The 17465-nt window shown below is 72.5% G+C and carries 16 protein-coding genes; 11 read left to right on the top strand and 5 right to left on the bottom strand.

What is annotated here, in order from left to right:
- Positions 1 to 63: 63 nt before the first annotated feature.
- The gene (locus ACQ9ZG_RS04560) at positions 64 to 1035 is read left to right on the top strand and encodes an aldo/keto reductase (protein WP_109916866.1); all 972 of its coding nucleotides are present in this window, start codon (positions 64 to 66) and stop codon (positions 1033 to 1035) included.
- Positions 1036 to 1094: 59 nt separating this feature from the next.
- Here the strand turns inward: ACQ9ZG_RS04560 and helR are convergent, their stop codons facing one another.
- Both helR and ACQ9ZG_RS04550 read right to left on the bottom strand, forming a co-directional pair.
- Complete coding sequence (gene helR, locus ACQ9ZG_RS04555; RefSeq protein ID WP_499279956.1) at positions 1095 to 3251, bottom strand: RNA polymerase recycling motor ATPase HelR; 2157 nt, start codon at positions 3249 to 3251, stop codon at positions 1095 to 1097.
- A 53-nt stretch (positions 3252 to 3304) separates the two neighbouring features.
- Entirely contained in the window at positions 3305 to 4777 is a 1473-nt protein-coding gene (locus tag ACQ9ZG_RS04550) for an FAD-dependent monooxygenase (RefSeq protein ID WP_499279955.1), read from the bottom strand.
- Between the two features lie 309 nt (positions 4778 to 5086).
- Here ACQ9ZG_RS04550 and ACQ9ZG_RS04545 point away from each other — a divergent pair, with 309 nt between their 5' ends.
- The gene (locus ACQ9ZG_RS04545; protein ID WP_028420047.1) at positions 5087 to 5638 is read left to right on the top strand and encodes a TetR/AcrR family transcriptional regulator; all 552 of its coding nucleotides are present in this window, start codon (positions 5087 to 5089) and stop codon (positions 5636 to 5638) included.
- Positions 5635 to 7179 (top strand): MFS transporter, encoded by a 1545-nt coding sequence (locus ACQ9ZG_RS04540; protein WP_099219551.1) that lies wholly within the window; start codon positions 5635 to 5637, stop codon positions 7177 to 7179. Before ACQ9ZG_RS04545 ends, ACQ9ZG_RS04540 begins: the two co-directional genes overlap by 4 nt.
- A 138-nt stretch (positions 7180 to 7317) precedes the next feature.
- Here ACQ9ZG_RS04540 and ACQ9ZG_RS04535 read toward each other — a convergent pair whose 3' ends face one another.
- Positions 7318 to 7989, bottom strand: coding sequence for a lysophospholipid acyltransferase family protein (locus ACQ9ZG_RS04535; RefSeq protein WP_028420049.1), 672 nt, complete (start codon positions 7987 to 7989; stop codon positions 7318 to 7320).
- 275 nt (positions 7990 to 8264) lie between these two features.
- On the opposite strand from ACQ9ZG_RS04535, the gene ACQ9ZG_RS04530 reads away from it, so the two are divergent.
- From ACQ9ZG_RS04530 to ACQ9ZG_RS04520, 3 genes are all read left to right on the top strand, one after another.
- Positions 8265 to 9428 carry a glycerophosphodiester phosphodiesterase gene (locus tag ACQ9ZG_RS04530; protein ID WP_499279954.1) on the top strand — a complete coding sequence of 388 codons (1164 nt, stop codon included), beginning with the start codon at positions 8265 to 8267 and terminating at the stop codon, positions 9426 to 9428.
- Between the two features lie 199 nt (positions 9429 to 9627).
- Complete coding sequence (locus tag ACQ9ZG_RS04525; protein ID WP_499279952.1) at positions 9628 to 10182, top strand: RNA polymerase sigma factor; 555 nt, start codon at positions 9628 to 9630, stop codon at positions 10180 to 10182.
- Positions 10183 to 10219: 37 nt separating this feature from the next.
- The gene (locus ACQ9ZG_RS04520) at positions 10220 to 10723 is read left to right on the top strand and encodes a GNAT family N-acetyltransferase (protein WP_018490477.1); all 504 of its coding nucleotides are present in this window, start codon (positions 10220 to 10222) and stop codon (positions 10721 to 10723) included.
- Positions 10724 to 10896: 173 nt separating this feature from the next.
- On the opposite strand, the gene ACQ9ZG_RS04515 is transcribed toward ACQ9ZG_RS04520, so the two are convergent.
- Positions 10897 to 11364: a hypothetical protein gene (locus ACQ9ZG_RS04515; RefSeq protein ID WP_084996340.1), complete on the bottom strand. Its 468-nt coding sequence runs from the start codon at positions 11362 to 11364 to the stop codon at positions 10897 to 10899.
- Between the two features lies 1 nt (position 11365).
- On the bottom strand, positions 11366 to 11725 hold the full coding sequence (locus tag ACQ9ZG_RS04510) for a hypothetical protein (protein ID WP_018490475.1): 360 nt from the start codon (positions 11723 to 11725) through the stop codon (positions 11366 to 11368).
- A gap of 636 nt (positions 11726 to 12361) precedes the next feature.
- Here ACQ9ZG_RS04510 and ACQ9ZG_RS04505 point away from each other — a divergent pair.
- The 5 genes from ACQ9ZG_RS04505 (at position 12362) to cbiE (ending at position 17295) form a co-directional block, all read left to right on the top strand.
- Entirely contained in the window at positions 12362 to 13483 is a 1122-nt protein-coding gene (locus tag ACQ9ZG_RS04505; protein WP_109915524.1) for a methionine ABC transporter ATP-binding protein, read from the top strand.
- Positions 13480 to 14151, top strand: coding sequence for a methionine ABC transporter permease (locus tag ACQ9ZG_RS04500; RefSeq protein ID WP_018490473.1), 672 nt, complete (start codon positions 13480 to 13482; stop codon positions 14149 to 14151). Before ACQ9ZG_RS04505 ends, ACQ9ZG_RS04500 begins: the two co-directional genes overlap by 4 nt.
- A 96-nt stretch (positions 14152 to 14247) precedes the next feature.
- Complete coding sequence (locus tag ACQ9ZG_RS04495; RefSeq protein WP_109915523.1) at positions 14248 to 15114, top strand: MetQ/NlpA family ABC transporter substrate-binding protein; 867 nt, start codon at positions 14248 to 14250, stop codon at positions 15112 to 15114.
- A gap of 140 nt (positions 15115 to 15254) precedes the next feature.
- Positions 15255 to 15902, top strand: coding sequence for a GNAT family N-acetyltransferase (locus ACQ9ZG_RS04490; RefSeq protein WP_084996342.1), 648 nt, complete (start codon positions 15255 to 15257; stop codon positions 15900 to 15902).
- Positions 15903 to 16047: 145 nt separating this feature from the next.
- Complete coding sequence (cbiE, locus tag ACQ9ZG_RS04485; RefSeq protein WP_499279950.1) at positions 16048 to 17295, top strand: precorrin-6y C5,15-methyltransferase (decarboxylating) subunit CbiE; 1248 nt, start codon at positions 16048 to 16050, stop codon at positions 17293 to 17295.
- Positions 17296 to 17465 lie beyond the last annotated feature (170 nt).

Genomic DNA, 17465 nt, shown 5'->3' with positions numbered 1-17465 from the left:
AGAGGGGCGCGGGCTACGTTGACCGGGGTAGGAGTATCCGCAACCGACCCCGAGGAGCCCGCGATGCCCTTCACCGCCCTGGCCAACGCGACGACCCCGACCGCCCACATCGGACTGGGACTCGCAGCCGTCGGGAGGCCCGGATACATCAACCTCCACCGCGACGAGGACTTCCCCGACGGCCGGGACGTGGCGGCCCTGCGCGCCCGTACGCACGAACTGCTGGACGCGGCGTACGCGCAGGGCGTCCGGTACGTCGACACGGCCCGCTCCTACGGCCGCGCCGAGGAGTTCCTGGGCGAGTGGCTGGACGCCCGCCCCTCCTTCACCGACCTCGTCGTCGGCTCCAAATGGGGATACACCTACACCGGCGACTGGCGCACCGACGCCGGGACCCACGAGGTCAAGGACCACAGCCTCGCCACCTTCGAGCGCCAGCGCGCCGAGACCCGCGAACTCCTCGGCGACCGGCTCGACCTCTACCAGATCCACTCCCTCACCCCCGACAGCCCGGCCCTCGCGGACAAGGAACTCCACGAGAGCCTGGCCGCCCTCGCCGCCGACGGGGTCGCCATCGGCTTCTCCACCAGCGGACCCGCCCAGGCCGACGCCATCCGGGCCGCCCTCGCGCTCACGGTCGACGGCGACCCCCTCTTCCGTACCGTCCAGGCCACCTACAACGCCCTGGAGACCTCGGCCGCCCCCGCCCTCGCCGAGGCCCATGACGCCGGGCTCACCGTGATCGTCAAGGAGGGCATGGCCAACGGGCGGCTCGCCGGGGACGAGGCGCCCGCCGTGTTCCAGGAGATCGCCGCCGACGCGGGGGTGGGCGGCGACGCGGTGGCCCTGGCGCTCGTCCTGCACCAGCCCTGGGTCGGGGTCGTCCTCTCCGGCGCCGCCACCGCCACCCAGCTCGCCGGGAACCTGCACGCCCCCGTCGTCGGCCTGGACGAGGAGCAGCGGGCCCGGCTGGACGCCCTGGTGGAGGAGCCGGAGTCGTACTGGCGCCACCGCGCCGCCCTGCCCTGGCACTGAGCACGCGCGGTACCGCCCGGCCCCCTGGGGTCGTCAGCCCGCCCGGCCCCAGGGGCTCGTCAGCCCGTCAGGACGACGAGCTCCCGGGTCGCCCGGGTCATCGCCACATACCGGTCCACCGCCCCTGCCACGCCCGCCCCGAACGCCTCCGGCTCCACCAGCACCACCAGGTCGAACTCCAGCCCCTTCGACAGCTCCGGGGTCAGCGACCGCACCCGGGGCCGCTCCCGGAACCGAGGCGCGCCGATCACACAGGCCGTCCCCTCCGCGTGCGCGGCCAGCCAGCCGTCCAGGACCGGTTGAAGGTCCGCCACCCGGCCACGTACGACGGGCAGACCGCCCGACCGGATCGAGACCGGCACATTGGCGTCCGGGAGCACCGCCCGGATCACCGGCTCGGCCTCCGCCATCACCTCTTCCGGCGTCCGGTAGTTGACGGTGAGCGAGGCGAGGGCCACCCGGTCGAGCCCGACCCGCTCCAGCCGCTCCCGCCAGGATTCGGTGAACCCGTGCCGGGCCTGGGCGCGGTCCCCGACGACGGTGAAGCTCCGCGAGGGGCAGCGCACCAGCAGCATCTGCCACTCGGCGTCGGTCAGCTCCTGCGCCTCGTCCACCACGATGTGTGCGAACGGGCCCGCCAGCCGGTCCGGCGCCCTCTCCCCGGACGCCTCCGGACCGGCCAGGGAGTTCCTGAGGTCCTGGCCCCGCAGCATGACCAGCGCGCCCTCGCTGTCGGCGTCCGCGTCGGCCAGGGTCTCGTCCGCCAGCAGCGCGTCGACGACCTGGTCCATGCCCGCGCGCTCGGCGGCCGCGGCCGCCTCCCGGCGGCGTCTGCGCCGGGACGCCTCCGGGTCCCCGAGCCGCTGCCGCGCCGCGTCCAGGACGGGCAGATCGGAGACCGTCCACGCCCGCGCCTCCGCGCGCTGCAACAGCCGGACCTCCTCACGGCTCAGCCGGGGCGCGCACAGCCGGAGATACGCGGGCACCGACCACAGGTCACCGACGAGATCGGCCGGATCCAGCAGCGGCCACGCCCGGTCGAAGGCGGCGAGCAGCTCCCGGTCCTGCCCCAGCGCCTTCCGGACCAGCTCGGGCGCGGCCCCGTCGCCGTCGTACTTCTCCATGAGGAGGGTGAGCAGCTCCTCCCACACCTCGTCGCGCACCTCGTTGTGCACGGCCCCGGGTCCGGCGGTCCCGAACGCCACCGCCCAGTCGGCGGCGGTCAGCCGGAGGTCGCACCAGGGGGTCTGGACGGTCAGCGGCTCGGTGGGAGGCTCCTCGTAGAACCGTACGGCGGTCTCGACCGCCCGCACCAGCTCCGCCGACGCCTTCAGCCGGGCCACCTCGGAGTCGGTCTCGGCCCCCGCCGTGGCTCCCTCGGGGACGAGGTCCCGCAGGACGCAGGTCTGCACGCCCTCCTCCCCGAGGCTCGGCAGCACATCCGCGACGTACCCGAGATAGGGGCGGGACGGGCCGACGAACAGCACGCCGCCCCGGCGGTGGGCGAGGCGCGGGTCGGCGTACAGGAGGTACGCGGAGCGGTGCAGGGCGACGACCGTCTTCCCCGTGCCCGGACCGCCGTCCACGACCAGCGTGCCGCGTGAGCCCGCCCGGATGACGGCGTCCTGGTCGGCCTGGATGGTGCCGAGCACGTCCCGCATCCGTTCCGAGCGGTTGGCGCCGAGGCTCGCGACGAACGCCGACTGGTCGTCGAGCGCCGCGTGTCCGGCGAAGGCGTCAGGGGCGAACACCTCGTCCCAGTAGTCGCTGATCCGGCCGTCCGTCCAGCGGTAGCGGCGGCGGCTCGCCAGGCCCGTCGGCCGGGCGTGGGTGGCGCCGAAGAACGGCTCGGCGGCGGGGGAGCGCCAGTCGACCAGCAGCCGGTGGCCCGCGCTGTCGGTGAGGCCGAGCCGGCCGACGTAGACGGGCGCGGAACCGTCCTCCGGGACCATGCGGCCGAGGCAGAGGTCGAGCCCGAAGCGGCGCAGGGTGCGCAGCCGGGCGGTGAGCCGGTGGATCTCGGCGTCCCGGTCCATCGCCTGCCGGCCCGTGCCGCCGGGCGCCCGGCGTTCGGCGTCGAGACGGGCGGTCAGCTCGGCGACGGACTCCTCCAGGGTCCGGGCGACGGCCGCGAAGTGCTCCTCGTCGGCGGCGATCAGGGCGGGGGCGGCCTTGGGGGAGAGATGGCCGGGGAGGCGGAAGGCGCTGGTCGGCATGGTGGGCGTTCCGTTCTGCTGGTCCTGGTCGGGCGGGGGTGTACGGGGGCGGCTCAGCCGGTCGGCGCCGGTGCGCCGAACCAGCGGGCCAGCCCGGCGGCCAGCCCCTCCTGGTCCTCGCCCGTCCCCGCCCACGCCACATGGCCGTCGGGCCGCAGCAGGACGGCAGGGGCGCCGAGTTCACCGGCCGGTTCCGCCGCGTCGGCCACCTGGTCGACCCGGTCCGCCCAGCCGGCCGCCGAGAGCCGCCCGCCGCCGTCACCGCTCCGGCCGGTTCCGTCGAGCAGCAGGCCGCGGCCCTCACGCATCAGTTCGTAGAGGCGGCCGCCCCCTGCCAGCCGGACGTCCCGCAGGCGTCGGCCGAGCAGTTCATGGCCCTCGCCGAGGTCGTAGCGGATGTCGACGGCGGTGACCATCCCGGTGACGTACGCGTCGACCTCCTCGAAGTCCATCAGCCGCGCGAGCAGTTCGCGCAGCGCGGCCGCCCCCGGACCGGTCCCCAGCAGGGTGATCTGGGCGCGGGTGTTCTCCAGCACCCGGGCGCCCACCGGGTGCCGTTCGCTGTGGTAGCTGTCCAACAGCCCTTCCGGTGCCCACCCGTTGACCTCGGCGGCCAGCTTCCAGCCGAGGTTGAACGCGTCCTGCACCCCGAGGTTGAGCCCCTGTCCACCGGTCGGCGGGTGGATGTGCGCCGCGTCTCCGGCCAGCAGCACCCGGCCCGCCCGGTACCGCTCGGCCTGGCGGGAGGCGTCCCCGAACCGGGAGAGCCAGCGGGGCGTGTGGACGCCGAAGTCGGTGCCCGCCACCGTCCGCAGCCGCGCCCGGAACTCCTCCAGGGTCGGCGCGCCCGCCCGCTCCTGGGAGACGCCGTCGGCGGGCACGATGACCCGGTGCGTCCCGTCCCCGTTGGGGATGGTGCCGAACCGCAGCTCCTTCTCGCGCACCTTCGCCACCACGTCGGCGACCACGTCGGGGTCCTCGGCCAGCTCCATGTCCCCGAGCAGCGTCTCGACCGTGGCGGGCTCACCGGGGAAGGCGATGCCCGCCTCCTTGCGGACCAGGCTCCGGCCGCCGTCGCACCCGACGAGATAGCGGGAGCGCAGCCGCGTCCCGTCGGCCAGCCCGACGGTCACCGCCTCCGCGTCCTGGTCCACCGCGACCACCTCGTGGCCGGGCCGGATCTCGGCGCCCAGCTCGACGGCCCGCTCCCGGAGCAGCCGCTCGGTGACCGGCTGGAGGGTGGAGAGGCCGTACGGGTGGGCCGTGTCCAGCAGCTTCGGCCACGGCTTCCGGATCCCCCCGAAGGAGCCCCCCACCTGGAACTTCTCGCTCACCGCGAGGAACCGGTCCAGCAGCCCGCGCTGGTCCATCACCTCCACGCTCCGCACATGCAGACCGCGCCCCCGGCTCTCCCGGGTCGGCTCGGCCAGCTTCTCCAGCACCACGGTCCGCACGCCGGCCAGCCGCAGTTCGCAGGCGAGCATCAGGCCCGTCGGTCCACCGCCGACGACGATTACGTCGATCATCACAGTTCCGCCCTTGTCGACGTCGAATTCCCGCAGCCGGCGCTCCTGAGCCCGGCTTCGGCCGTCGATTCTGCGGCATTTGGGGGGCCTTGCGGCAAGACCCCCCATCCGCTATAAGTTAAGAGTGGCAAGGAGTGGGTTCACCTCCTGCCGATCTCTTTTCCTCCCTCCCTCTCGCGCCGCTGGTGCCGGTCCCGTCGCTCGCGGGACGCAAGGTTCCTCGCGGCTCTCGTCCCACCCGCTGACCACCCGGGCTGCCCCGCACTTTTTGATGAGACAAGAATGTCTCACATGGGCTATGGTCGTCTCATGACTCTCGACCGTGAGCAGGTGCTGCGCAGCGCCGCCGCCCTGCTGACCCACAAATCGACCGCCACCATGGACGAGGTCGCCAGAGCGGCCGGTATCGGCCGCGCCACCCTCCACCGCCACTTCGCCGGGCGCGACGCGCTGGTGAAGGCGCTGGAGAACCTGGGCCTCCAGGAGTTCGAGGCGGCCCTCGACACCGCCCGGCTCGACGAGGGCACCTCGGAGGAGGGGCTCCGCCGCCTCATGGCGGCCGTCGAGCCCAGCGCCGGGCTGCTCTCGTTCCTCGTCAACGAGAACCAGCTCTTCGAGGGCGACCAGGTCAACGAGGGCTGGAACCGGGCCGATGCCCGGGTCTCCGCCTTCTTCCGCCGCGGCCAGGAGCGCGGTGAGTTCCGTATCGACCTCACCCCCGCCTGGCTGACCGAGGCCCTCTACGGGCTCGTCGGCACCGGCGCCTGGTCCGTCAAGGCGGGCCGGGTCGCCGCACAGGACTTCCAGTACATGATCGTCGAGCTGCTGCTCGACGGAGCACGCCGGAGAGCAGAGCAGTGACCAGCATCGACCAGCACCCGAAGACCGTGGACGACGTGCGCCGCCCGGGGCGGTGGATCGCGCTCGCCGTGCTCGTCCTCGCCGTGCTGCTGGTGGCCGTCGACGCCACCGTCCTCGGCCTCGCCACCCCCTTCCTCAGCGAGGACCTCGCCCCCACCGGCAACCAGCTGCTCTGGATCGGTGACGTCTACTCCTTCGTCATCGCCGGTCTGCTCGTCTCGATGGGCTCCCTCGGTGACCGCATCGGCCGCAAGAAGCTGCTGCTGATCGGTGCCGTGGCGTTCGGCGCGGTCTCCGTGCTCAACGCGTACGCCACCACGCCCGAGATGATGATCGTGGCCCGGGCGCTGCTCGGTGTCGCGGGCGCCACCCTGATGCCGTCCACCCTCGCCCTGATCCGCAACCTCTTCCACGATCCGCGCGAGCGCAGCCTCGCCATCGGCATCTGGGGGGCCATGGCCTCGGCGGGCGCGGCGGTCGGCCCGGTCGTCGGCGGGTTCCTGCTCGAACACTTCTGGTGGGGCTCGGTCTTCCTGATCAACCTGCCCGTGATGGCCGTGCTCGTCGTCGTCGGCGTCAAGCTGATCCCGGAGTCGAAGAACCCGGCCCCCGGCCCCTGGGACATGCTCAGCGTCGGGCTCTCCCTGGTCGGCATGATCGGCGTCGTGTACGCGATCAAGGAGACGGCCTCGCACGGGCTGAGCTGGGGTCCGGCCGTGGCCGCCGCGGTCGGTGTCCTCGGGATCACCTGGTTCGTCCGCCGGCAGCTCCGGCTGCCCGCGCCCCTGCTGGACATGCGGCTCTTCCAGCACCGGGGCTTCTCCGGCGCGGTCCTCGCCGACCTGCTGACCATCCTCGGTCTCTCGGGTCTGGTCTTCTTCCTCTCCCAGTTCCTCCAACTGGTCCAGGGCCGGGGGCCGCTGGAGGCGGGGCTCGCCGAACTGCCCGCCGCCGTCGGCGCGGTGACCGCCGGTCTGCTGGCCGGGTTCGCCGCCCGCCGGTTCTCGGTGCGCTCGGTCGTGGCGGGCGGGCTCGGCGCGGTCGGGCTCGCGCTGGGCACGGTGACCCTGCTCGACCAGCACACCGGCTACCCGCTGCTCGGCTCCATGCTGCTGATCGTCGGCGTCGGCGCCGGGTTCTCCTTCACCGTCACCGCCGACGTGATCCTCTCCAGCGTCCCGACGGAGCAGGCCGGTTCCGCCTCCGCCGTGTCGGAGACGGCGTACGAGCTGGGCGCCGCCCTCGGTATCGCCCTGCTCGGCTCCATCGTCACCGGCGTCTACCGGGGCTTCCCTACCCCGGCGGGCATCCCCGCCGACGTGGAGTCGGCCGCCCACGAGTCGCTCGGCGGAGCCGTGGAGGCGGCCACCGCCCTGCCCGCCGCCCAGGCGGCCCCGCTGGTCTCGGCGGCCCAGGAGGCGTTCGTCGAGGGGATGCGGTCCGCCGCCGGGGTCGGCTCGGCGGTGCTCATCGCGGCGGCCGTCGCCGCGTGGTTCCTGCTGCGGGGCCAGAAGCTGGAGGACGGGGTCGAGCACCCGTAGCGGCCTCCGCACGGAGAAGGGCCCACGCCCCGGGAAGACCGGGGAGCGGGCCCTTCTCGTACACGCCCTGTGCGCCGTCCTGTACGCGGCCCTGCTCGGGCGGCTGCGCCGTGTGCGCTCCGGCGGCTGCGCCGCGGCTCAGGCCGCCTTGGCCTTGGTCGCGTACATGTCCACGTACTCCTGGCCGGAGAGCCGCATCACCTCGGACATCACCGAGTCGGTCACCGCCCGCAGCACATAGCGGTCGCGGTCCATGCCCTCGTACCGGGAGAACTCCATCGGCTCGCCGAAGCGCACCGTGACCTTGCCCGGCCGGGGCAGCCCCGCACCGCCCGGCTGGAGCTTGTCGGTGCCGATCATGGCGAACGGGACCACCGGGGCGCCCGTCATCAGGGTCAGCCGCGCGATGCCCGTACGGCCCCGGTAGAGCCGGCCGTCGGGGGAGCGGGTGCCCTCCGGGTAGATCGCGAAGGCCTGCCCCTCCTCCAGCACCCGGCGCCCGGTCATCAGCGCCGCGACCCCGCCGCGGCCGCCGTCCCGGTCCACCGGGATCATCCCGGCGCCGGTGAAGAACCAGGCCATCAGCCGGCCCTTGAAGCCCTTGCCGGTCACGTACTCGTCCTTGCCGATGTAGAACACCGGCCGGTCGACGCAGACCGGCATCACCATCGAGTCGATGAAGGTGAGGTGGTTGCCCGCGAGGATCACCGGCCCGGTCCCGGGGATGTTCTCCACGCCCTCCACCTGGGGGCGGAACATCAGGCGCAGGATCGGTCCGAGCACTGCCTTGAAGACCGTGAGACGGGACAACGGGTTCCTCCGGTGTCGTGGCCGGGCCGGCCAGGATGTCGAGTGGGGTGGTGCGGTGTGGTGTCCGGTGGTGCGAAGTGTTGGACTGTGCAGGTGAGGACGATACTCGCGGGTATGGGCTGATCGCACATCGGGTTCACGGAGTGGATACGTGGTGTTGACGTGTGTTTCCGCCGAGTTCGCCTCCGGTCCGCCCCGTAGGCCCGTCCCGATGCCTACGATCGGGCCTCGCCCGGCAGAACGCGGAACCCCGACTTCACCCAGCGAGGAGCATCATGACGGAGCGTGTGACCGGTACCCCCGGCCGGCGGACCCTTCTGGGCGCCGCCGTCCTCGGCACGGCGGCCCTCGGCCTGACCGGCACCGCCGCCCAGGCCGCCGAGCGCGGACGCGGCGGCTCCGGGAACGGCCACGGCTCGCTGCGCGACCTGCCCGTGCCGACGGTGATCGGCCACCGCGGGGCCAGCGGCTACCGCCCCGAGCACACCCTCGGCTCCTACCAGCTGGCGCTGGACCTGGGCGCGCACATCGTCGAGCAGGATCTCGTCCCCACCAAGGACGGCCACCTCGTCTGCCGCCACGAGAACGACATCACCGGCACCACGGACGTCGCCGACCACCCCGAGTTCGCCGGCCGCAGGACCACCAAGACCATCGACGGCGTCTCCTCCACCGGCTGGTTCACCGAGGACTTCACCCTCGCCGAGCTGAAGACCCTGCGGGCCACCGAGCGCATCCCCGGCAACCGCCCGGACAACACCCTCTACGACGGCCGCTGGACGGTCCCCACCTTCGAGGAGGTCCTGCGCTGGGCCGACCAGGAGGGCCGCAAGCGCAGGAAGCCCGTCTGGCTGTACGTCGAGACCAAGCACCCCACGTACTTCCGGAGCCTGGGCCTCGGCCTGGAGGAGCCCCTCGCCCGGCTGCTCCGCCGCCACGGCCGGGACCGCCGCACCTCCCCGCTCATCCTCCAGTCCTTCGAGCCCGGCTCGATCCAGCGCCTCGCCCGCCTGGTCGACACCCCGCGCATCGTCCTGCTCTCCGGGCCCACCAGCCGTCCCTGGGACTTCGTCGAGTCGGGCGACCCGCGCACGGTGGCCGACCTGATCAAGCCCGCCGGGCTGAAGTGGATCGCCTCCTACGCCCAGGGCATCGGCCCCACACTCGACCTGATCATCCCCAAGGACGCCGCGGGCCGGCTCACCCGTCCGACCACGCTGGTCAAGGACGCGCACGCCCGGGGCCTGCGCCTCCACCCGTACACCCTGCGCAACGAGAACAGCTTCCTGCCCGCGGACTTCCGGCGCGGCACCGACCCCAACGCCTACGGTGACGTCTTCGGCGCCTACGCCGCGTACTTCGCCACCGGCATCGACGGCATCTTCACCGACCACCCGGACACCGCCCTGCTCGCGGCGGCGGACTTCTCCGGCCGCTGACCTCTTCTTCCTTCCGTACGGGACGGGACCGGCGGCACGGGCGCGCACGACGGGTCCGCCGGCTCCCTCGGGTGCGGCGGTCGGGCCCGGCGGCCGGTGCGCGGGTACGGGCGTCAGCCGCCGGGCCCGTCGGTGCCCCGGTCGGGTGGTGCCGCCCGTGCGGGGCAACCGGGCGCGCCGCCGCCGCGTTTGCCGGGGCATGACGCTTCTCGATCATGAACCCGACCGGTCCGCCGCCACCGCCCGGACCGTCCGCGCCTTACAACCCCTGGTCCGCGCGGAGGCGCGGGCCGAGGCGCCCGCCGCCGGGCTCGACCCCGCCGACCTCGAACAGACGGTGTGGCTGCGGCTGCTGGAACGCCCCACCGGAGCGGTCCCGCCCGGCGACCCGGCCCGCTGGGTGCGCGACACCGTACGGGCGGAGGCCCGGCGCGGCCGCCGTACGGTCCGGCGGGAACGCCCGTACGCCGGGACGGAACCCGCCGCTCCGCTCGTGACCGGTCCGGAGCGGACCGCTCTCGGGGCCGCCGAGGGCCGGGCGCTGCGGGCCGCGATGGCCCGGCTGCCCGGACGCTGCGGCCGGCTGCTGGAGGCGATGCTGTCGCCCGCCGACCCGACATACCGGGAAATCGCAGGGGAGTTGGGTATCTCACAGGGGAGTTTGGGCCCGATCCGTTCCCGTTGCCTTGGATGTCTGCGCAGAATGCTCGCGGCGGAGGTTGCCGTCCCTGAACTGCGGGGAAGAGGGCGATAGGCAACCGGGCGGACAGGTGAGCGGGAGGCGTGCACACATGGGCATGAGCGTGATCATCTCGGCGGCGACGGCCGAGGACGTGGAGCAGATCTTCCGGCTCCAGTACCTCTGCTTCCAGCGCGAGGCCGAGCTGTACGACAACTACCGCATCGACCCGCTCGTCCAGAGCCTCGACGCGGTCCGCGGCGAAGTCGCCGACGACCTGGTGTTCGTGGCCCGCCTCGGGGACGAAGTCGTCGGTTCGGTACGCGGCTTCACCGACCCGGACGGTACGGGCCAGATCGGCAAGCTCTGCGTGCACCCCCGGCTCCAGGGCCACGGGCTGGGCACCCGGCTGCTGAACGCGGCGGAGTCGGCCCTCGCGGCCCAGCGCGCGGCCACCCGCTTCCGGCTGCACACCGGACACCGCAGCGAGAGCAACCTCCGGCTCTACCGGCGGGCCGGGTACGCGCAGGTCGGCAACGCCACGGGTACGGACGGCGTCCGGCTCATCCTGCTGGAGAAGGAAGTCGCGGCCCAGGAGTTCGTGGCCAGCGCCTGACCGGGCGCCTCACGGGTGACCTGACACCTCCGGCCTGAGCGGGCGCCTTACGGGTGCCCGGACACCTCCGGCCCGACCGGCCCCCTCGCGAGGAGGCCGGGGCATCGACCGGCCCGAAGGGGGCCGGGGGCCGAGGCCGCCAGGTGCCCGGCCCGCTCGGGAACCGGGGCGCCTCAGGCCCGCTTCGCGCGGCGCAGCCAGATCATCCCGGTGACCGGCAGGATCACCGGGATGAACAGGTAGCCCATCCCGAAGTCCGACCAGACCGTGGAGTCGGGGAAGGCGGACGGCTCGGCCAGCGTCCAGGCGCCGACGACCAGGACACCCAGCAGCTCGGCGGCGCAGCACGCCAGCGCCGCCCGGCGGGCCTTCTCGCCCCCGCGCACCAGCGAGTACGTGATGAACCCGTAGACGACGGCGGCGACGGCCGAGAGCGAGTAGGCGAGCGGCGCCCGGTCGAAGCCCCGGATCACCTCGACGATCGAGCGCGAGGCCGCCGCGACGGTGAACACCCCGTAGAACCAGACCAGTACCCGGCCCGGCCCGGTGCCCAGCTCGAAGGACCCCTTCGAGGCGGGGGAGGCGGGGGTTGCGGTCACGGCTTCGGGGGAGGGGTCCGGGCGCCGTTCGGTGTCACTCACGTCAGTTACCCCAGATGTCGTAGAGCCGTACTTCGAGGACCGCCAGGACGAGCGCGCCCGCGGCCACCGTCACCGAGCCCCAGCGGGTCCGCTCGGACAACGACAGGACGCCCGCCGCCGGTACGGCCGCGAACGAGCCGATCAGATAGGCGATGAACACCGCCGTCCCCTGCTCCGGACGCTCCCCGCGCGCCAGCTGCACGATGCCCACCACCAGCTGGGCCAGGGCCAGCACGGTCACCACGGCCATCCCGATGAAGTGCCAGTCCTTCGTCGGCTGGTCCTTGTAGGCGGCGTGTCCGCACCAGGCGGCGAGGGCGAGCGCGGTCACGGCGACCGCGACCGTCAGGGCGTCAAGCATGTAGCGAGGGTATTACGGCCGTGCCACCCGCCCGCGTGCGCCCCCGACCTGCGCCGACGCCGTCCTCCGCGGCTCCGGTGTGTGTCCCGCGTGGGTCCCGGGAGGAGGCCGTGACCGTGGCCTTTGCCACAACTGGCACCCCTGGCGCCCCCTCCGGCCCCCGCCCACGGCCCCCTACGGCCCCCGCCTTCACCTCTATAAGTGCAGGTCAGAGCGTTTTTCTCGTCCGCCGGTGCGGCGGCCCGGGGCATCGCCGCGGGCTGTCCACGGCCGTCCGCTATGCGGACATGCGGGATCGCTCCGCAGTTACGTCTGTTTTACTTGGGCCCATGACCACGACGAGCAGCCGCACCCTTGCGACCGAGGCGATCCGTACGCCCGGTGCTCGTTGTATGTGTCGAATGCGCGCCTTCTGAGGGCCCCAGCCTGAGCCTCGCGCCCCGAAGCGAGACCGAGCCTGTGCCGTTCGCCCCCTGTGGAACGAGCCGCCCGAGCATGCGCTGTCCCCGGCCGACCGCCGTACACAGCTGTGCTGAGACGTAAACCGGCCGACCAGCCCGCATCAGTCTCTTCAGACGTTTGCCCCGTGCCCGGCGGACACCCGCGCCGCGCACTCGACAGTGACGGAAACCCCCTGTGATCACCACGACGGGCCTCACGAAGGTCTACCAGTCGCGCGACCGCGAGGTCACCGCACTCGACGGAGTCGACCTCCACGTCCGCGAGGGCGAGATATACGGCGTCATCGGACAGAGCGGCGCCGGGAAGTCCTCCCTCATCCGCTGCGTCAACCTGCTGGAGCGCCCCACCTCCGGCACGGTCACCGTGGCCGGCCAGGACCTCACCGCCCTCGCCGGCCGCGGCCGGCGGGCGGGCAGGGAGCTGCGCGCGGCCCGCACCCGGATCGGCATGGTCTTCCAGCACTTCAACCTGCTGAGCTCGCGCACCGTCCTGGACAACGTCGAACTCCCCCTGGAGATCCTCGGCGTCTCCGGCCAGGAGCGGACCCGCAAGGCGAAGGAGCTCCTCGACCTGGTCGGCCTCGCCGAGAAGGCGAAGTCCTACCCCGGTCAGCTCTCCGGCGGCCAGAAGCAGCGCGTGGGCATCGCCCGCGCCCTGGCCGGAGACCCCAAGGTGCTGCTCTCGGACGAGGCGACCTCCGCCCTGGACCCCGAGACCACCCGCTCCATCCTCCAGTTGCTGCGCGACCTCAACCAGCAGCTCGGTCTGACCATCCTGCTGATCACCCACGAGATGGACGTCGTCAAGACGATCTGCGACTCCGCCGCCCTCATGCAGCGCGGCCGGATCGTGGAGTCCGGCACGGTCGGCGGACTGCTCGCCACCCCCGGCTCCGAGCTGGCGGGCGAGCTGTTCCCGGTCGGCGGGACCGCCTCCGGGCCGGACCGCACGGTCGTGGACGTCACCTTCCACGGCGAAGCCGCCTCCCAGCCGGTGATCTCGCAGCTCTCCCGTACGTACAACATCGACATATCGATCCTCGGCGCCGCGATGGACACCGTCGGCGGCAAGCAGATCGGCCGGATGCGCATCGAGCTGCCCGGCCGGTTCGAGGAGAACGTCGTCCCCATCGGCTTCCTGCGTGAACAGGGCCTCCAGGCCGAGGTCGTCGAGGACGAGAACGGCCCGCGGGACCCGAAGGCCGCCGCCGCGACCGCGGGATCCGCCGAGAGCCCCGCCGCCGCGACCGGCCCCGAGCAGACGCCCGCCGCTCTCACCAAGGAGGTCGTCAAGTGACCTGGTCCGAAATGCAGCCCCTGCTGACCCAGGGCACTCTGGACACCCTCTACATGGTGCTGTGGTCGACGCTGGTCACCGTCGCCGGCGGACTGCCGCTCGGTGTCCTGCTGGTCCTCACCGACAAGGGCGGACTGCTCCAGAACACCGTGGTGAACAAGGTCACCGGCGTGATCGTGAACATCGGCCGCTCGCTGCCCTTCATCATCCTGCTGATCGCCCTGATCCCCTTCACCACCTGGGTCGTCGGCACCTTCATCGGCCCCACCGCGATGATCGTGCCGCTCGCCGTCGGCGCCATCCCGTTCTTCGCCCGGCTCGTCGAGACGGCGATCCGGGAGGTCGACCACGGGCTCGTCGAGGCGGTGCAGTCGATGGGCGGCTCGATCCCCACCATCGTCCGCAAGGTGCTCCTGCCGCAGGCCCTGCCCTCGATCGTCTCGGGCGTCACCACCACCCTCATCGTGCTCATCGGCTACTCCGCGATGGCCGGTGCGGTCGGCGGCGAAGGGCTCGGCTCCAAGGCCGTCACCTACGGATTCCAGCGCTTCGACAACCAGTTCATGCTGATCACGGTCGCCCTCCTGATCGTCATCGTCAGCGTGATCCAGCTGATCGGCGACCTCGCCGTACGGCTGCTGGCCCGCCGCGGCCGCACCGCCTCCTGAGGATCCGGCTCCCCGAGGCCCCTGAACTTCCCTTCCCCACCAAGTCCGAACTCCTTGTCCGGGCGCACCACCACCATGAAGAAAGAGGCACTTTTCGTGCGCAAGAACATCAAGATCACCGCAGCCGCCGCTTCCGTCGCCGCCCTCGCCCTGGGCCTCAGCGCCTGCGGTACGGACTCCGACCCGGCCTCCAAGGGCGAGAGCGGCGCCAAGGCCGACACCTCCAAGGCCCTCGTCGTCGCCGCGTCCCCGACGCCGCACGCCGACATCCTGAACTTCGTCAAGAAGAACCTGGCGGAGAAGGAGGGCCTCAAGCTGGAGGTCAAGGAGTTCACGGACTACGTCCTGCCGAACACCGCCACCCAGTCCGGCCAGGTCGACGCCAACTTCTTCCAGCACAAGCCGTACCTGGACGACTTCAACGCGAAGAACGACACCACCATCGTCCCGGTCGTCAACGTCCACCTGGAGCCGCTGGGCCTCTACTCCAAGAAGCTCAAGGACATCAAGGACATCAAGGCCGGCCAGACCGTCGCCGTCCCCAACGACACCACCAACGGCGGCCGCGCCCTCCAGCTGCTCGCCGAGAACGGCCTGATCACCCTCAAGGACGGCGTCGGCACCAGCGCCAAGCTGAGCGACATCACCGACAAGAAGGGCCTGGAGTTCAAGGAGCTGGAGGCCGCCACCGTGCCCCGCGCCCTGAACGACGTGGACGCCGCCGTCATCAACGGCAACTACGCCCTGGAGGCCAAGCTCTCCCCGGCCAAGGACGCCCTGGCCCTGGAGAAGGCCGAGGGCAACCCGTACGCCAACTTCCTGGCGGTCAAGGAAGGCAACGAGAAGGACCCGCGCGTCGAGAAGCTCGCCAAGCTCCTCAACTCCGACGAGGTCAAGAAGTTCATCGACGACACCTACCAGGGCTCGATCGTCGCCGCCTTCGGCGCCCCGGCCAAGTCCTGAACCCCGACCGGCACTTGACCGACGGAGCCCCGCCCCTTCCCCGGAAGGCGCGGGGCTCCGCCGCGCGGACCCGGCCATGCGCGACGCGCACCCGATGCTGCATGCTGTGCTTTTAACCGGTCTTCTGCATGGAGCTGCGCATGACTACCACCTTTCCGTCCGTCTCCATCAGCACGGACAGGTTGGTGATGCGCCCCTTCGAGATGGCCGACATCCCCGCGTACATCGAGATGATGAACGACGAGACGGTCGTCGCCTGGACCGACGGACCGCATCCCTACAGCCAGGTCGACGCCGAACGCTGGGTCCGCAGAATCGCCCCCGGGGAACGCACCTCGGGCCACGGCATCGCCCTCGCCGTCACCGAGTTCCTCACCCAGCGGCTCGTCGGCAGCGTCCAGCTCCTCAACACCGACTGGCGCACCCTGGCCACCGAGGTCCGCTACATCACCGCCCCCTGGGCGCGCGGCGAGGGGTACGCCACCGAATCGGTGCTGGCCGTCGCGGAGTGGCTCTTCCGCGACCAGGGCTTCGAACGCCTCGAACTGCGCACCCCCGCGGACAACACCGCCGCCCAGCAGGTCGCCCAGAAGCTCGGGTGCATCAGCGAGGGCGTCCTGCGCAACGCCCGGATCGCCCGGACCCGCACGGAGAACGGCACCGACGGCGGCTGGACCGACATCCGCACCGACCTGATCGTCTGGGGGCTCCTCCCCGAGGACCTCGAAGGCGTCGCCGAGCAACTCGCCGACGCCGGCGGCTACGGCACGTACAACGACTGGAAGTGAGCACGACGGGCCTCCGGCACGGGCTCCCCGAGGCCCCCGGCCGGCCTCCGGCCCGGACCAGGTACTGTCACCCCTGCCCACCCTGCACCCCGCACGCGCACGGGCACCCCCTCGCTCCCTCCGACACCCCAGGAGACAGACGACGATGGCCGACCGGGTCACGGTGATCGGCTGGGACGGCTCGCCTCTGACCAGGGCGGCCACGGCCGCGCTCTCGGCCGCCACGCTCGTCGCGGGCGCCGCCCACCACCTCGCCCTGCCCGAAGTGCCCGAGGATGCCGAGCGCATCCGCCTCGGCAGCGTCGACCTGGCCGCCCGCCGCATCGCCGGCCACCGCGGCAGCGCCGTCGTCCTGGCCGACGGCGACCCCGGCTTCTTCGGTGTCGTCCGCACCCTGCGCGCCCCCGAACACGGCCTGGAGGTCGAGGTCGTCCCGGCCGTCTCCGCCGTCGCCTCCGCCTTCGCCCGCGCCGGAATGCCCTGGGACGACGCCCAGATCGTCGTCGCCCACCCGCGCACCCTGCGCCGCGCCGTCAACGTCTGCCGGGCCCACCACAAGGTCGCCGTCCTCACCTCACCGGGCGCCGGCCCCGCCGAACTCGCGCTGCTCCTGGACGGCGTCCACCGCACCTTCGTGATCTGCGAGGAACTGGGCACCGGCCGTGAACGCGTCACCGTGCTCACCTCCGACAAGGCCGCCGACCACACCTGGCGCGATCCCAACGTCGTCATCGTCGTCGGCGGCGGAGGCCCCGAGACCGCCACCACCGCCCCCGCCGCCTGGATCGCCGGCCGCCGCCCCGCCCAGCCCCCGGGCATCCGGGGCTGGGCCCTGCCCCCCGAGGCCTACCGGGAGGCAGGAGCGGAAGGCGTACGGGAGTCCGGCGAGGGGGAGTTCCCGCAGCTGCGCGCCGCCCAGCTGGCCATCCTCGGCCCCCGCACCGGCGACCTGGTCTGGGACATCGGCTGCGGCAGCGGCGCCCTCGCCGTCGAAGCGGCCCGCTTCGGGGCGGCCGTGCTGGCGGTGGACGCCGACCCGGGAGCCTGCTCCCGTACGGACGCCGCCGCCCGCGCCTTCGGAGTGCCCCTCCAGATCGTCTGCGGCCGGGCCCCGCAGGTCCTGGAACGGTTGCCCGAACCCGATGTCGTACGGGTCGGGGGAGGGGGCGTCCAGGTGGTCCGCGCGGTCGTGGACCGGCGTCCGGAACGCATCGTCACCCACGCCTCCACCCGGGACGAGGCCGAGGCCCTGGGCGCGGCGCTCACCGGCAACGGCTACACCGCCGAGTGCTCGCTCCTCCAGTCCGTCGACCTGGACACCGAGGTGTGGATCGAGCGTGAACGGTCCGTCGTCTTCCTTCTCTCCGCACGGCGTTCGGACCTCGCCCCCTGACCTTTCCGTCCGGTACGGGAGGTAGGCTGGCCGATTGTTGTACCGCGCCCGGACGTTCGTCGCTTCGTTCGTCAATGTCCGGAAAAGTGGACTGTTTTGTTCCGCTCTGTGGTACGGCAGCAACCGGGGGACGCGCGACGTGGCGCAGTCCACAGCGAGCCGTGGCGGAA

The sequence above is a fragment of the Streptomyces araujoniae genome, assembly GCF_050871195.1.
Lineage (GTDB): Bacteria > Actinomycetota > Actinomycetes > Streptomycetales > Streptomycetaceae > Streptomyces > Streptomyces bacillaris.
The sequence above is the reverse complement of the archived record's forward strand: the minus strand, read 5'-3'. Positions and strand labels throughout refer to the sequence as shown.

Bases quoted from the DNA above. Each gene is read 5' to 3' on its own strand.
- cbiE (WP_499279950.1), top strand. From the start codon at position 16,048: ATGGCCGACCGGGTCACGGTGATCGGCTGGGACGGCTCGCCTCTGACC.
- ACQ9ZG_RS04520 (WP_018490477.1), top strand. From the start codon at position 10,220: ATGGGCATGAGCGTGATCATCTCGGCGGCGACGGCCGAGGACGTGGAG.
- helR (WP_499279956.1), bottom strand. From the start codon at position 3,251: ATGCCGACCAGCGCCTTCCGCCTCCCCGGCCATCTCTCCCCCAAGGCC.
- ACQ9ZG_RS04545 (WP_028420047.1), top strand. From the start codon at position 5,087: ATGACTCTCGACCGTGAGCAGGTGCTGCGCAGCGCCGCCGCCCTGCTG.
- ACQ9ZG_RS04530 (WP_499279954.1), top strand. From the start codon at position 8,265: ATGACGGAGCGTGTGACCGGTACCCCCGGCCGGCGGACCCTTCTGGGC.
- ACQ9ZG_RS04550 (WP_499279955.1), bottom strand. From the start codon at position 4,777: ATGATCGACGTAATCGTCGTCGGCGGTGGACCGACGGGCCTGATGCTC.
- ACQ9ZG_RS04510 (WP_018490475.1), bottom strand. From the start codon at position 11,725: ATGCTTGACGCCCTGACGGTCGCGGTCGCCGTGACCGCGCTCGCCCTC.
- ACQ9ZG_RS04490 (WP_084996342.1), top strand. From the start codon at position 15,255: ATGACTACCACCTTTCCGTCCGTCTCCATCAGCACGGACAGGTTGGTG.
- ACQ9ZG_RS04560 (WP_109916866.1), top strand. From the start codon at position 64: ATGCCCTTCACCGCCCTGGCCAACGCGACGACCCCGACCGCCCACATC.
- ACQ9ZG_RS04525 (WP_499279952.1), top strand. From the start codon at position 9,628: ATGACGCTTCTCGATCATGAACCCGACCGGTCCGCCGCCACCGCCCGG.